General features: G+C 72.9%; 10 protein-coding genes. 9 read left to right on the top strand and 1 reads right to left on the bottom strand.

The features are described from left to right. Nucleotides 1-3 precede the first annotated feature (3 nt). The 9 genes from UK12_RS18760 to UK12_RS18720 all read left to right on the top strand — a co-directional run bounded on the left by UK12_RS18760 (nucleotide 4) and on the right by UK12_RS18720 (nucleotide 11,995). Entirely contained in the window at nucleotides 4-855 is an 852-nt protein-coding gene (locus tag UK12_RS18760) for a hypothetical protein (protein ID WP_045304175.1), read from the top strand. Between the two features lie 52 nt (nucleotides 856-907). Continuing rightward, the gene (locus UK12_RS18755) at nucleotides 908-1,771 is read left to right on the top strand and encodes a hypothetical protein (protein ID WP_052681982.1); all 864 of its coding nucleotides are present in this window, start codon (nucleotides 908-910) and stop codon (nucleotides 1,769-1,771) included. A gap of 23 nt (nucleotides 1,772-1,794) precedes the next feature. Then, complete coding sequence (locus tag UK12_RS36710) at nucleotides 1,795-3,087, top strand: DegT/DnrJ/EryC1/StrS family aminotransferase (protein WP_052681981.1); 1,293 nt, start codon at nucleotides 1,795-1,797, stop codon at nucleotides 3,085-3,087. Then, a complete protein-coding gene (locus UK12_RS18745) occupies nucleotides 3,080-4,381 on the top strand; it encodes an FAD-binding protein (RefSeq protein WP_045304174.1) in 1,302 nt (433 codons plus the stop codon). Before UK12_RS36710 ends, UK12_RS18745 begins: the two co-directional genes overlap by 8 nt. A 23-nt stretch (nucleotides 4,382-4,404) precedes the next feature. Continuing rightward, the gene (locus UK12_RS18740) at nucleotides 4,405-5,682 is read left to right on the top strand and encodes a nucleotide sugar dehydrogenase (protein WP_156178802.1); all 1,278 of its coding nucleotides are present in this window, start codon (nucleotides 4,405-4,407) and stop codon (nucleotides 5,680-5,682) included. 16 nt (nucleotides 5,683-5,698) lie between these two features. Continuing rightward, nucleotides 5,699-6,631 carry an NAD-dependent epimerase/dehydratase family protein gene (locus UK12_RS18735; protein ID WP_045304172.1) on the top strand — a complete coding sequence of 311 codons (933 nt, stop codon included), beginning with the start codon at nucleotides 5,699-5,701 and terminating at the stop codon, nucleotides 6,629-6,631. Nucleotides 6,632-6,874: 243 nt separating this feature from the next. Beyond that, nucleotides 6,875-9,202, top strand: coding sequence for an NHL repeat-containing protein (locus tag UK12_RS36705; protein WP_052681980.1), 2,328 nt, complete (start codon nucleotides 6,875-6,877; stop codon nucleotides 9,200-9,202). A gap of 422 nt (nucleotides 9,203-9,624) precedes the next feature. Beyond that, complete coding sequence (locus UK12_RS18725; RefSeq protein WP_197084981.1) at nucleotides 9,625-10,359, top strand: hypothetical protein; 735 nt, start codon at nucleotides 9,625-9,627, stop codon at nucleotides 10,357-10,359. A gap of 124 nt (nucleotides 10,360-10,483) precedes the next feature. After that, nucleotides 10,484-11,995, top strand: a complete 1,512-nt coding sequence (locus tag UK12_RS18720) for a serine hydrolase domain-containing protein (RefSeq protein ID WP_082119741.1) — start codon at nucleotides 10,484-10,486, stop codon at nucleotides 11,993-11,995. A gap of 162 nt (nucleotides 11,996-12,157) precedes the next feature. Here UK12_RS18720 and UK12_RS18715 read toward each other — a convergent pair whose 3' ends face one another. Beyond that, nucleotides 12,158-13,783: a serine/threonine-protein kinase gene (locus tag UK12_RS18715; RefSeq protein WP_082119740.1), complete on the bottom strand. Its 1,626-nt coding sequence runs from the start codon at nucleotides 13,781-13,783 to the stop codon at nucleotides 12,158-12,160. Nucleotides 13,784-14,098: the final 315 nt, after the last annotated feature.

Genomic DNA, 14,098 nt, shown 5'->3' with positions numbered 1-14,098 from the left:
GCGGTGGGCACCCGGCCGCAGCTCGCGGAGCGCCTGTGCGCGCGGTGGTGGGAGCTGCACACCCGGCCGCAGCCGGAACGCACGCGCGGCAACATCGCCCGGCCCGACTGGCGGCCCCGGACACCGGCGCTGCTGCTCGGGGTGCCGCTGCTGGCCGCGACCCTGCTGCTCGCCCCGGCGCTGGCCGGCCGGCTCGCCGGCCAGGGCGGGCCGGCGTCGTTGGCGCGCTGCCTGGGCTGGAGCCTCTGCCTGGCCGCGGTCTTCGGCTACGTGGCCAAGGTGACCACCGGGCGCCGGGGCTGGCCGCTGCGGGGGCGCCACGGCGGTCACCGGGACGCGGCGGTCGTGCTGGTCGCGGCGCCGGCGCTGTTCCCCGTGGTCTCCGTGCCGACGACCGTCGGGAGCAACGCGCTCCTCCTCGCGCTCCCGCTTGCCGTCGGGGCGCACTTCTCGTACACGGAGAAGCTGCCGCGTACCGCCGTGCGGTCGATCAACTCGGCCAGCTGGCGCGGCTCGCGGACCGCCGAGCGGTGGTGGATGCTGCTGCGGTTGCTGGTACTGGCGGCAGTGGCCGCCGGCCTGACGGTCCGGCTGCTGCTGTCCCAGCCGGCGGGCCCGTGGATCGCCGCCGGCAGTGCGGTGCTGGGCCTGGGGCTGTGGCGCATCGGCCGGACACTGCGCTCCGCCGGGTACTACCCGTACGTCCACCACTGGTTCGTGTTCCTGTGGCTGGCCGTGCTGAGCGCGGGATCGACGCCGCTGGTGTCCCTGGCGAGCGGGGCTTTCGTCGAGGGTGCCGCGCGGTGGAGCTGCGCGCCGCTGTGGCACCGGGACGTGCGCGGCGGTGTGGCATGAGCGAGCGGTGCGGGCACCTCCCGGCCGCCGAGACCGGGGGAGGGGTGTGCACATGAGCCTGCGGATCCGTCGCTCCGCGCTCGACAACGGCGCCTGGCTGCAACTGCGCGAGTCCTGGGCGACCCGCTGGGACTCGCTTTCGGTGCACGCCCGGGCCCGCCGGTACGAGCGCGCCGACCTCGCCGCCTGCTGCCTGTTCATCGGCCATCCGCGCAGCGGCCACAGCGCCGTGGGCTCGGTGCTGGACGCCCACCCCGACGCGCTGGTGGCCCACCGGCTCGACGCGATGCGCTACATCGAGCGCGGCTACTCCCCGGCGATGCTCACCAGCATGATCGTCGGCAATGTCCGCCGCTTCACCCGCGGCGGGCGCCGGCTGACCGGCTACAGCTACGCGATACCCGGCTCCTGGCAGGGCCGCACCCGCGACCTGCGGGTGATCGGCGACCAGGAGGGCCGGCTGACCGCGCTGCGCCTGGCCCGCAACCCGGCCGCGCTGGACGCTTTCGAGCGGCGCTGGGGCGTGCCGGTCAGGCTGGTGCACGTCACCCGCAACCCCTACGACAACATCACCACCTGGGCGCTGCGGCGGATGTCGGACCTGGAGTCGACCACAGCGGCGTACTTCGCCATCTGCCGCGAGGTCGCGTCGATCGCCGAACACCGCGGCGGAGCCGGGGTGCTGCACGTGCGGCACGAGGAGTTCCTCGCGCGGCCTCGTGAACTCACCGCGGAGCTGTGCGAGTTCGTCGGTCTCAAGGCCGACGGTGAGCATCTCGACCAGGCCGTCGGCCTGCTCTACCCTACGCCGCACCGCAGCCGCCACACCCAGCCGTGGCCGCCGCACCTGATCGCGCGGGTGGCCCGGGAGGCGAAGGCGTTCGCCTTCCTCGACGGCTACCACTGGGACAACTGACGTCCGACCGGGGGAGGCCGGCCATGCACCGAGTGATTCCGTGCCACAGTTCCTGTCTGCGGACCACCGACTACCTGCCCCTGCTGGCCGCGCCCGGACGCGGCCGGGCCTACCGGCAGCTGTCGCTGGAATCGGTCTGGGCGGGCCGGCTCACCGGCCGGCGCCTGCTGCCGATGCCCACCGGCCGCCACGCCCTGTGGGCCTTCCTCGCGCTGTGCCGCGGCCGCCTGGCGCCCGGCGACGAGGTCGTGCTGGCCGGATTCAACTTCTACGTGGTCGCCGCCGTGCTCCGGCAGTGGGGCCTGGTGCCGGTGTTCGCCGACATCGAGCCGGAGACCCTCTGCCTCGATCCGCAGCGCATCGCCCCCCTGGTCACCGAACGGACCCGCCTGGTCGTGGTCACGCACATGTTCGGGCACCCCGCCGACCTGCCCGCCATCCGTGCGGTCTGCCGCCGGTTCGGGCTGCTGCTGTTCGAGGACTGCGCGCACGCCGTCGGCACCCGCACGGCGGACGGCGCGCAGGTCGGTGCGGACTCGGACGGCGCACTGTTCAGCTTCGGCATCCAGAAGATCGTCAACACCTTCGGCGGTGGCATGCTGGCCGTGCCCGAGGACCTCGCGGCGGCCGGCCCGCTGCCCGGCCACCACCCCTCACCCGTCGAGGCGTTCGTCTCGCTCGGTTCGCGTGCCGCCGGCTCGGCCGTCACCCAGACACCGGTGGCCGACTGGTCCGTCGAGCCCGTCCTGCGTCTGTCGCGGGCGCTGGCCCGGCGCGGTCACGGGGGCCTGAGCCGGATTCTGGAACCCGCGCGCAACGACCCCGGCTACCGCTTCGACCCCGACGGCCGGTCGCCCTACCGCGACTTCATGCGGCCCATGCTCGCGGCCCAGCTCGGGCGGCTCGACGCGAACATCCGGGCCAGGCGGGCGGTGCGGCAGCGGATCCGGGAGCGCCTGGCCGGCATGCCGGAGATCGGCTGGCTGGCGGAGGACCGCCACGGGCTCTCCAACGCCGCGTACTTCGGGATCCACGTCCCCGATCCACCCGGCCTCGTCGCCTTCCTGGCCGGACGCGGGGTGACGGCCACCGCCGGCGACTTCCGCGACTGCTCGCGGCTACCGCAGTTCGCCGCCGCCACCGCCGACCTGGTCCACTCCCGCCGGGCCGACGCCCAACTGCTCAGGCTGCCCAGCCACCCGACGCTGGGGGAGCGCCAGATCGACCGGATAGCCGACGCCGTCCGGGACTTCTTCGCGCACCCCGCACCGACACCCGGACAGTTGACGATCAGTCAGGTAGGCCGCCGTGGCTGACACCCAGGTCCCGATCGCGAGCTGGTCCCACCTGCTGCCCACCCGCACCCGGCTGGTCCCCTACAACCGGGCCATGACGGCCGCTCTCGACCAACTGGCCGGCCCGGTCATCTTCCGCGGCGCCGGGCGCAGCTTCGGCGACTGCGCGTACGTCTCGAACGGCACCACCATCACCTCCGGGGAACTGCACGGCATCCTCGACTTCGACCGCGCCGACGGCGTCATCGAGTGCGCCAGCGGGACCCCGCTGCTGGCGCTGCACCTCGCGGTCAGCGGCAGCGGCTGGGCCGTGCCGGTCTACGGCGGCACCCGCTGGGCCACCGTCGGCGGTGCGATCGGCAACGACATCCACGGCAAGAACCACACCCGCCAGGGCAGTTTCGGCAGCCACGTCCTCGACCTCACCCTGCTCACCGTGGACGGCAGCCTGGTCACGGCCTCGCCCGACAGCCACCCCGACCTGTTCGCCGCGACCATCGGCGGGATCGGGCTGACCGGCCTGATCACCTCGGCCCGGCTGCGGCTGGTGCCCGTCGTCTCGGACACGGTACGGGTGCGCGCCGTCCCGTTCACCCGCACCTCCGGCCTCGGGCGGCTGCTCGAACAGGCCGACTGCGGCTACCAGTTCGGCTGGCTGCGGCACCCCTGCCGGCAGGCGTCCGGGCTGCACTACCGCGCCGAGCACGTCGCGGCCGACCAGCCCCGCGACCGGGATCCGCGCCGCCGGGGCGCGCTGCGGGTCAACCTCGCCACCCCGGTGGTGCTCGGCAGCCTCGACCGGCTGCGCCATCTCGCGCACCGTCGGCTGGACCGGACGATGCACGTGATCGACCTCAACTACTGGGGCGACCGCTTCGAGTTCCGCAGCAACCTGTTCGGCCGCCGGGGCTTCCACGAGTACCAGTTCACGGTGACCGCCGAGGTCTTCGACGAGGCCGTGCGCATACTCGGCGGCATGCTCGACCGGGCCGGCCTGCACAGCTACTTCACCGTCGCCAAGCGGCTGGGCGGCCACCGCTCCCCGGGCCTGCTCTCCTTCCCCCGCGAGGGCTGCACGCTGAGCACCCAGATCCCCGACGGAGCGGGCGTGCTCGGCGTGCTCCGGTCCTTCACCGAGGTCGTGATCGACCTGGGCGGGCGGGTCTACCTGGCCAAGGACTCGTGCGTGACGAAGGAACAGCTGGAGCGGATGTATCCGGAGATCGACCAATGGCGCGGGATCGTCAGGAGATACGACCCGAAGGGTCTCATCCAGTCCGATCTGGCCCGGCGGCTGGACCTCAAACCATGGTGAGGACAACGGAATTCGGGGGCGGCATGAGGAACGCACGCGTGGTGGTGGCGGGCCAGGGCTACGTCGGCCTCCCGCTGGCCGTCCGGGCGGCCGAGGCGGGCCACCGGGTCCTCGGCTACGACGTGGACGAACACCGGGTCAAACGGCTCGTCCTCGGCCAGTCCTACGTGGCGGACGTGGCCTCGGAGCGGCTGCACCCGCTGCTCGCGTCCGGCGCCTACCGGGCCGGCCTCGACCTGACCGGCTGCGCCGGCTTCGACATCGCGGTGATCACCGTCCCCACCCCGCTGCGGGACGGCACCCCTGACCTCTCCCACGTCCGGGAGGCGGCCCGGACCATCGGCGGCCGGCTGCGCCGGGGCGCGACCGTGGTCCTGGAGTCGACCACCTACCCCGGCACCACGGACGAGGTGGTCCAGCCGATCCTGGAGGCCGCGTCAGGACTGGTCGCGGGCCGTGACTTCCACCTCGGCTACAGCCCCGAGCGCATCGACCCGGGCAACCGGCAGTGGAACCTGGTGAACACCCCCAAGATCGTCTCCGGGATCGACCAGGCCTCGCTGGAGCGCGTCCGGGACTTCTACGCGACCGTGGTGGACACCGTCGTCCCGGTCGCCGACTGCCGGACGGCCGAGCTCAGCAAGCTGCTGGAGAACACCTTCCGGCACGTCAACATCGCGCTGGTGAACGAACTCGCCATGTTCGCCCACGACTTGGGCATCGACGTCTGGGCGGCGATCGAGGCCGCCGCCACCAAGCCGTACGGCTATCTGCGGTTCGTGCCCGGCCCGGGTGTCGGCGGCCACTGCCTGCCGATCGACCCCTCCTACCTGTCCTGGCGGGTGGAGCGGACCCTCGGGCAGCGGTTCCGTTTCGTGGAGCTCGCCAACGACATCAACAGCCACATGCCCGACTACGTCGTCAGCCGGCTGATCGAGGCGCTCAACCGGCGCGAACGGGCCGTCAACGGTGCCCGGATCCTGCTGCTGGGCCTCGCCTACAAGGCCAACACCGGTGACGCCAGGGAGACTCCGGCCGCCCGGATCATCCAACTGCTGGGCCGGCTGGGCGCGGAGGTCCGGGTGGCGGACCCGCACGTGATCGACGCGCTGCACACCGGGAGCCAGGAGCTCTCCGGCGTGCGGCGGGTCTGCGCCACACCCGACGAACTGCGGGCCGCCGACGCGGTCGTGCTGCTCGCCGACCACGACGAGTTCGACTACGACGCCATCGAAGCCCACTCCGCCTACGTGCTGGACTGCCGACACCGCGTCGGCGGCGACCGCACCGAAGCCCTGTGACCAGGAGGACCCCGCTGTGCGGATCGCGATCACGGGAGGCGCCGGATTCATCGGCAGCAACCTCGCCCACGCGCTGGCCGCCAGGCCCGAGATCTCCCACATCCGGGTGGTCGACGACCTGTCCACCGGCAACCGGGCGAACCTGGACGGCATCGCGGTGGAGTTCTCCGAAGGCAGCATCCTGGACCCCGGCCTGCTCGACCGGGTGTTCCGCGGCGTCGACACCGTCGTCCACCTCGCCGCCCTGCCGTCCGTGCCGCGTTCCGTCCGCGATCCGCTGGCCAGCCACCGCGCCAACGCCACCGGCACGTTGCAGGTCCTTGAGGCCGCGCGCCGGGCCGGCGGCCCCCAGGTGATCGCGGCATCCTCCTCCTCGGTCTACGGACTGAACCCGCACCTGCCCAAGCACGAGGAGCTGCGAGCCGTCCCCAGGAGCCCGTACGCCGTCAGCAAGCTCACCGCGGAGGCGTACCTGACCGCCTACCACCACTGCTACGGCCTGCCCGTCCTCCCGTTCCGCTTCTTCAACGTGTACGGCCCCCGGCAGCCCGCCGGGCACGCGTACGCCGCGGTCGTGCCGACCTGGATCAGCGCACTGCTCGGCGGGCAGCCGCTGGTCGTCCACGGCGACGGGAACCAGAGCCGGGACTTCACCCACGTCGAGACGGTCTGCCAGGTGCTGGGCGCGGCAGCCGTGGGCCAGGTCGTCCATCCCGACCCGGTGAACCTCGCCTTCGGCACCCGCACCTCGCTGCGCGCCCTGATCGCCGAGCTGGAATCGGCCACCGGCCTGCGCGCCGCGGTCCGGTACACGGCCGCCCGGGCCGGCGACGTCAGGAACTCGCAGGCCGACAACACCAGGCTGCGCGCCCTCTTCCCGGAGGTGACCCCGATGCCGCTGCCGGACGGCCTCAGGCTGACCGTCGACTGGTTCAAGTCGGTTCCCTGACGCGGTTCCCCGATGCGGTTCGAGCCGAGGTGGCCGGGCCGACGGTTCACCTGATCGGGTGATTCCCCCTCGCCTGTCACTTGTATACGAATGAACTGGGAGACGCGACTCTGCCGGCCGGCAGGCATACCAGTTCCACATCCAGTCGGAGCGCAAGCCCTGACGAACGTCCGTACGCGGGTTTTCGGCGGCCTGAGCCGCCTGCACCGGCCGTCCCGACCAGAACTCGGAGGAGACCGCACCGTGACTTCCGTTCTCGACAGCTCCAGGACCGAGCAGTTGGCAGTACCCGGCACGATCACCGCGTTGGCGGGGAGCGGGGTCCGAGGCTTCGGCGGTGACGGTGGGCCGGCGGTGGACGCCCTGCTGAACCACCCGTCGGGGATCGTGTTCGACGGCGCGGGGAACGTGCTGATCGCCGACACGCACAACCACCGGATCCGGGCCCTCTCCCCGGACGGCCGGGTGAGTACCGTCGCCGGCAGCGGAGTTCGGGGTTTCGGTGGTGACGGCGGACCGGCGGTCGACGCCCTGCTGAACCACCCGTCGGGGATCGTGTTCGACGGCGCGGGGAACGTGCTGATCGCCGACACGCAGAACCACCGGATCCGGGCCCTCTCCCCGGACGGCCGGCTGACCACCGTCGCCGGTACCGGAGTCCGGGGCTTCGGCGGCGACGGCGGGCCGGCGGCCGAGGCCCTGCTGAACCAGCCGATCGGGCTGGTGCTGGACGGCTTCGGACACCTCTACGTGGCCGATCACAGCAACCACCGAGTCCGGCGGATCGCGCCGGACGGCCGCATCACGACGGTGGCCGGCGGAGGCGCCGCGCTCGGCACGGCCGCCGAGGGCGGACCGGCCACCGCCGCCGAGCTGTACTACCCCTCGGGCCTCGCGCTGTGCCGCTCCGGGACGCTCTACTTCACCGACACCCACAACCACCGGGTCCTGAAGGTCACCCCCGACGGGCTGCTGCTGCCGGTGGCGGGCACGGGCACCGAGGGGGACAGCGGCGACGGCGGCCCCGCAGTCGCGGCGCGGCTCGACAAGCCGCTCGGGCTGGCGCTGGACGGCTCCGGGGGCCTGTACGTCGCGGACTGGGGCAACCACCGCGTCCGCCGCGTCACACCGGACGGCGGGATCTCCACCGTGGCCGGGACGGGCCGCAGCGGCAGCACCGGAGACGGCGGCCCCGCCGCGTCCGCCCGGCTCTACTACCCCGCCGGCCTCGCGCTGGACCGGTCCGGGGCCCTCTACGTCGCGGACTGGGCCGGCCACCGCGTGCGCCGGATGCCGCCGGCCGCGCAGTCCCCCGAGCGGCCGGGGGCCGCGGAGCTCGTCAGCGAGCCGGTCAGTCCCGGTGTGGTGCAGCGAGGACTGCCGTTCGACCTCGGGACCAGGCTCCGGAACCGGGGACCGGCCACCGCCCGCGGCGAGGACGTCACGGTGGTCCTGGCCCTGCCGGAGGGCCTGACCGCGCTGTCCGGCCGCGGCGGTCCGGCCGGGCAGTGGGAGCGGAGCTTCCCCGGGGCGCGGCTGCGGACCGACGACGGCTCACTGGACGGGGTGTTCCGGGTCTTCGTCGCCGAGACCGTCCGGCCCGGGCCCTACACGGCGGAGCTGACGGTCAGGCACGAAACCGGGGGCCGCCTCCAGGAGCACACCGTCCTGATGACCGTGGCCGTCGTCGCCCCGACCCCGGAGCTGGACGAGTCGGCACTGACGGTACGTCAGGACAGTGTGCCGGAGGCGGCGCCGGGCCAGGCGGCCGTCCTGACGGTGGCGCTCGAAGCCTGCGTCGGCAGGCGGGTGCAGCCGGGGGGAGTACGGCAGCGGTTCACGGCCCCCGGCGGCTTCGTCTTCACCGGGGTGCCGACGTACCACTACGGCAGCTCCCACACCGGATGCCTGGACAGCTGCCGGATCGAGGACTCCGGGCGGACGCTCACGGTGATCGGCAATCCGCACCTGAACACCACGGGCGACGACTGCGGCCCGCTCATGTACGTGATCCCGGTCAAGGCCGCCGAGGACGCCGAAGCCGGCACCCGGGCGGACGGCCTGGCGGTCATCGGCCGGAACGGTCCGGTACCCCTGGCCGGGACGGTCACGGCCGGGCCCGGGGCCGAGCCGAAGATCGACGCCCTCGCGCTCGTCGAGGGCGGCGACGGGTCGCACAACGGGGCGCTCAACGGGGCGCTCAACGGTGCGGGGCCGGTGCGGATCCGTGCTCTTCGCGGTGGCCGAGGAGTCGCGGGGGTCCGCCTGCGGTTCACGCTGGCCGAGTCTCCCCGCGCGGTGTTCGCGCTGACCACAGGGCACTGCCCGCAGGCCGACGTCCGGACCGGTCCGGACGGTGTCGCGGTGCTCCCCCCGCTGTCGTCCGGCGGCGCGGCAGGCGGCCCGGTGGCGGTCGACGTCTGTGCGCCGGACAGCCCCGTGGCGGACGCGCTGCGGCTGTCGGTGGCGCCTTCCGCCGGACCGGCGGGGCCCGTTCCCCATCGCCGTGCCGCCGCCCGGCCGGCCGGCGGCCAGGTGCCGAGCGCACTGCTGCGGGCGGACGGTCGGTGAGTCCAGCACCGGTACGCGCCGTATGCGCGGTGGGGGCCTGCCGGTGCCGGTGTCGGTGAATCTCCCGAACACCCGTCGGTAGCAGGCGGAGTGCGGGTGAAGGCGGCGGTCACGGGGAGGCGGGCCGGGGCGGGTGCGGAGAGCATCCGCCCCGGCCGGCGTCGAGGTCGCAATCGTGCCGGACCCCGGCGGGGGAGGGCTGTTGGACTCGGCGGAACACCGCTGATCTCCGGACGGGACCGTCGACGCGCCCGACGCGCTGACGGCCGTTCAGAAGCGGCCCCGGGGTCTGCGATCGGCTTTCACGGGTCCGGTCCGGCGTCCTTTTTCCAACACTGTTTGAATCTTGCCGTGGCCAGCGCTAATGTCGCCGTGAGATCGTTCCGAACGGTGTTCGAAGGGGGGTGGTGACGATGGGCGCGGTGGTGTTCAACGTGACCACGGCAGGGCTGATGGTGCTGATGTTCAAGGCAGGGCTGGCGCTGATCGGCGAGGGCACGGTGGGCCGACGACGCCTCCCGTGGACCGCGATCGGGCTGACCGCGGTCGCGCTCGGCGGCGTGCTGACCCAGCTCTGCTGGTCCGGGGCGATGGACGCGTTCGACAGCGACCCTGCCAAGTCCGGCTGGTGGCGGGTGATCACCTCGGTCTTCATGCAGAACGGCGGCATCGGCGGGGCGACGTGGAACATCGCCACCCTCGCCGTCATCGCCGCCCTGGCGGAGTGGTTCTGGGGCGGCCCCCTGATGCTGGGCCTGTTCGCCGCGGGCATCCTCCTGCCGCAGCACATCGACGCCCTCTTCGGCTCGTCCGACCGTACCGACACCGATCCCCGCAACTTCGCGGGGAGCTCCGGCGCCACCTACTTCCTCGCCGCGACCCTGGCCGCCGCCCTCCTGCTGCGCGCCGGAACCGGCAAGGCCGTCCGGACGGACCGGCTGCTGGCGCTCGCCGCGCCGGTCGCCGGCCTGGCCCTGTGGTTCGCCCAGTCCAACGGGCACGGACTGGTGACGGCCTACGGGTTCGCACTCGGCGCCCTGGTCCGCGTCCTGGCCGCCCCGGTCATCCGTCCCGACCGCGACCTCCAGCAGCCGCCGCGCACGACGATGGCCTCGCTGGCCGCCGTGGTCGGCAGGCGGCCCCGGCAGGCCGACTAGGGCACCGAACAGCTCCAAGACTCGGGCGCCGCAGCCGAGTTCCACGAGGCGCAGGGGCCCGTAGGAGTCCGGGCACCGTACCGCCGGCCACACCGATCGCGTCACCATCCCAGGGGAGGATGTCATGTCGAAGCACGGGTACCAGGAGTTCTCGCAGCGCGTGGAACAGGAGGTCGCTAAGCTCGTCGACCGGACCAACCGGGAAGCGGCGCAGGCCGTGAGCCGGGCACTGGGCAAGGACGGCGGCTCCGGGGCCTTCGACCACGCCCACTGGCAGGACCGGCTCGACGAACTCATCACCACCCACCGCATCCCCGGGGCGACCCTGGCCGTCCTCGCCGACGGGGAGGTCCACGAACTGGCAAGCGGCACCCTGCACACCCGGACCGGCGTCGAGACCACCACGGACTCGGTGTTCCAGATCGGGTCGATCAGCAAGGGCTACACGGCCGCGCTGGTGATGATCCTCGCCGACGCCGGGAAGCTGGACCTGGACGCACCCGTCGTGGACGTCCTGCCGGACTTCACCGTCGCCGATCCGCAGGCCGGCCGGACGATCACCGTGCGGCAACTGCTCAACCACACCAGCGGCATCGAGGGCGACTACGTCAACGACACGGGCCGCGGCGACGACTGCCTGGCCCGCTACCTCGACGGCGTGCGGAACGTGGGCCTCACCAACCCGCCCGGCGCCACCATGTCGTACTCCAGCACCGCCTACAACGTCCTCGGCCGGATCGTCGAGGTGGTGACCGGCGGGACCTGGGACGAGGCGCTCAAGGAACTGATCTGCGACCCGCTCGGACTCGGGCAGACGATGACGCTGCCCGAGGAGGTGCTGCGCTTCCGGGCCGCGATGGGGCACATGGGCGAGCCCGGGGAGGACCCGGAACCCACCCCGCTGTGGAACATGCTGCCCCGCTCCGCGGGTCCGTACGGCGGGATCAGCGCCACCGCCGCCGACGTGGTGCGGTTCGCCCGGCTGTTCATCGACGGCGGCACGGCGCCGGACGGCACCCGGGTGATGTCCGCGGCGGCCGTCGAGGCGATGCTGACCCGCGAGGTCGACATGCCCGACCAGTGGTTCCTCGGTGCCCACTGGGGCCTGGGCTGGGGCCTGTTCGAGTGGGACGGCGCGCGCGGGTTCGGCCACGACGGCAGCACCTTCGGACAGCTCGCCTACCTGCGCGCCATCCCGGAGAAGGGCATCGCCATCGCGCTGCTGACCAACGGCGGGGGCGCCGCGCCGAAGGTCCACGAGGCCCTGTGCCGCGAACTGAGCGCCACCCTCGCCGGGGTGACGATGCCCCGGTTCGGACCGGCCGAGCAGCACCTCGCCGTGGACACCGAGCCGTTCATCGGCGAGTACAAGCGCGAGGGCTTCCTCATGACCATCACCGCCGCCGCCTCCGGCGAGGGCGTACTGGACCTGAGGTACGAGGGTATCGAGGGCCTGGCAGGCACCTTCGAGCCGCTGGTCTGGCACCTGACCCCGGTCTCGGACACCCCGTCGAAGACGGTGTTCGCCGGCCGCCGCAACGACAAGGACGCCTGGATACCCGTGGTGTTCTACGCTCTGGCGGACGGCAGTCGCTACGTCCACTTCGGCGTCCGGGCCACCGCCAAGTCCCGCTGACCCGCCCCCCGGGGGGGCAGCGCAACGGGACGTAACTCCCTGGCGCTGCCACGTTGTTCGAGGACGGGGGTGCGTCCCCGGGTGTACCCGGGGACGCACCCCCGTCCTCGCCCGACCTGATCGCCGAGTGCCCGCAGCCGGTCCGTCACCGCCTCCGGCGGATCAGCCGTCGTAGCGGTAGTAGTCCATGGAGATCTTGACGGGTCCGTCGCCCGAAGCGGCCGAGAGTACCTGGACGATGGCGACGTCCTGGCTGCCCTGCGCGCGGACACAGAAGCTTCGACCGGGCTGCAGAACGCTGAACTGCAGCCGGGTGACCGGTTGGCTGTCGACGCCCCTAAGGCAGTCGGCGGTTCCGAGCTGGTCGTCCTGGCCGATGTAGGCGTCACTGCTGTCGGGGACGTAGAACTCGTCGGCGGTGCGCCCGACGTACCAGGTCGCGGACCCCTCGGGCGCCACCTTGCCGGTCTTGATGTCGAACTCGTAGCTGTGGTCCGGCGAGGTGAGCTCGGCACCGGTGTAGACGGCGGTGTAGCCGGGCGCCGCTTCGGCCGAATCCGAGCCGGGTGCCGAGGGCGAGGCCGACTGGCCCGAGGACGAGTCGCTGTCAGTGGTCGAGGTGTCGTCCGGACTGAGGTAGTCGAACAGGGCGAACGCCCCCGCCGCGCCGATGAGCAGAGCCACGGTGGCCGTCAGTGCCGTTCTCCGCAGTGAACGCCGCCGTACGGACCCCGACCGGGTGCGTCGATGCGGGTTCGGTTCCTGCGGTGGAACCGGAGAGGGGGAGGCGGGCGTTCCGGGCCGGGGGACGTCCGGCAGGGTGGCCAGGGTGGCCAGGGCGGTAGGCGGCGGGGGCGGAGCCTGGGGCAGGTCGGCCCGCTGCACGAGCTCGGAACTGACCTGGTGCGGCAGCCAGTCGTCGGTGAACCTGAGGTCCCCGCTCACGGCCGGGTGGAGCCGGGCGGCCTCGATCACCTGAGCCGTGGTCGGACGGTGCTCGGGCTGCTTGGCCAGACAGTGCCGAAGGAGCTCGTGCAGCCCGGCCGGGACGCGGGTGAGGTCCGGCTCCTCGTGGACGGCCCGGTACAGCGCGACCGACTCCGGTCCGTCACCGAAGGGCGGCGCGCCACCCGCGATGTGGACGGCCAGGGCGCCGAGGGCGAACACGTCGGTGGCGGATGTGGCAGTCAGGCCCAGGGCCTGTTCGGGTGCCATGAAGGCGGGCGAGCCGATGCGCAGGCCGGTGGCGGTCAGAGCACTGGCGTCGGCGGCACGGGCGATGCCGAAGTCGATGACCCGCGGACCGTCGGTGGCTATCAGGACGTTGGCGGGCTTGAGGTCACGGTGCACCACCCCGCTGCCGTGGATGGCCTGCAACGCCTCGGCGATGCCGGCCACCAGCAGGAGTACGGTCCGCTCCGGGAGCGGACCGTACCGCTGCACCACCTGCTGCAACGAGGGGCCCGGTACGTAGGCGGTGGCCAGCCACGGGACGGCGGCGTCCACACCTGCGTCGACCACCTGGGCGGTGTACAGCCCGTGGATCCGCCGGGCGTTGGCCACCTCCTGGGCGAAGCGCTGCCGGAACTCGGGGTCCTCGGCGAGGTCGGGCCGCACCACCTTGAGCGCCACCGGTCGGCCGCCCGGCGTGTGGGACAGATAGACCCGGCCCATGCCGCCGGCGCCGAGACGGGCGGAGAGGCGGTATCCGGCGACCATGTGGGGGTCGTCCGCGGACAGCGCCTGGAAGCTCGGGGGCACGACGGCACCTGGTCGATCTGCGGACATGACTGCTCCTCAACGGGACGGGGCGAGGGTATCCGGAGACGGCCCATCAGCCTGAGCGGGGTTCCTCAAGCCGGTCCAAGCCATGCGGCCGCCGACCCCGGGGCGCGTCCAGTCTAGAGGGGGCGTCGGTCGCCTGTTCCATCCGCCTCCCGCCGGATCGGCGAGGGTGGGTTTCCAGGCGTGCGGTGCGCGGCTGGTGCGTACACGGATTGGCTCGGTTGCCGTTGCCGTTGCCGAGGGTGTGGTGCCGTTGCGCAGGTTGTCTGTCGCAGGACGGAAACAGGCGTCACCTGGCGGGCGGGGTCGGCGTGTAGA

Source organism: Saccharothrix sp. ST-888 (assembly GCF_000955975.1).
Lineage (GTDB): Bacteria > Actinomycetota > Actinomycetes > Streptomycetales > Streptomycetaceae > Kitasatospora.
The sequence above is the reverse complement of the archived record's forward strand: the minus strand, read 5'-3'. Positions and strand labels throughout refer to the sequence as shown.

Excerpts from the sequence above, each read along its gene's own strand:
- UK12_RS36710 (WP_052681981.1), top strand. The coding sequence starts at position 1,795 with ATGCACCGAGTGATTCCGTGCCACAGTTCCTGTCTGCGGACCACCGAC.
- UK12_RS18715 (WP_082119740.1), bottom strand. The coding sequence starts at position 13,783 with ATGTCCGCAGATCGACCAGGTGCCGTCGTGCCCCCGAGCTTCCAGGCG.
- UK12_RS18720 (WP_082119741.1), top strand. The coding sequence starts at position 10,484 with ATGTCGAAGCACGGGTACCAGGAGTTCTCGCAGCGCGTGGAACAGGAG.
- UK12_RS18740 (WP_156178802.1), top strand. The coding sequence starts at position 4,405 with ATGAGGAACGCACGCGTGGTGGTGGCGGGCCAGGGCTACGTCGGCCTC.
- UK12_RS18755 (WP_052681982.1), top strand. The coding sequence starts at position 908 with ATGAGCCTGCGGATCCGTCGCTCCGCGCTCGACAACGGCGCCTGGCTG.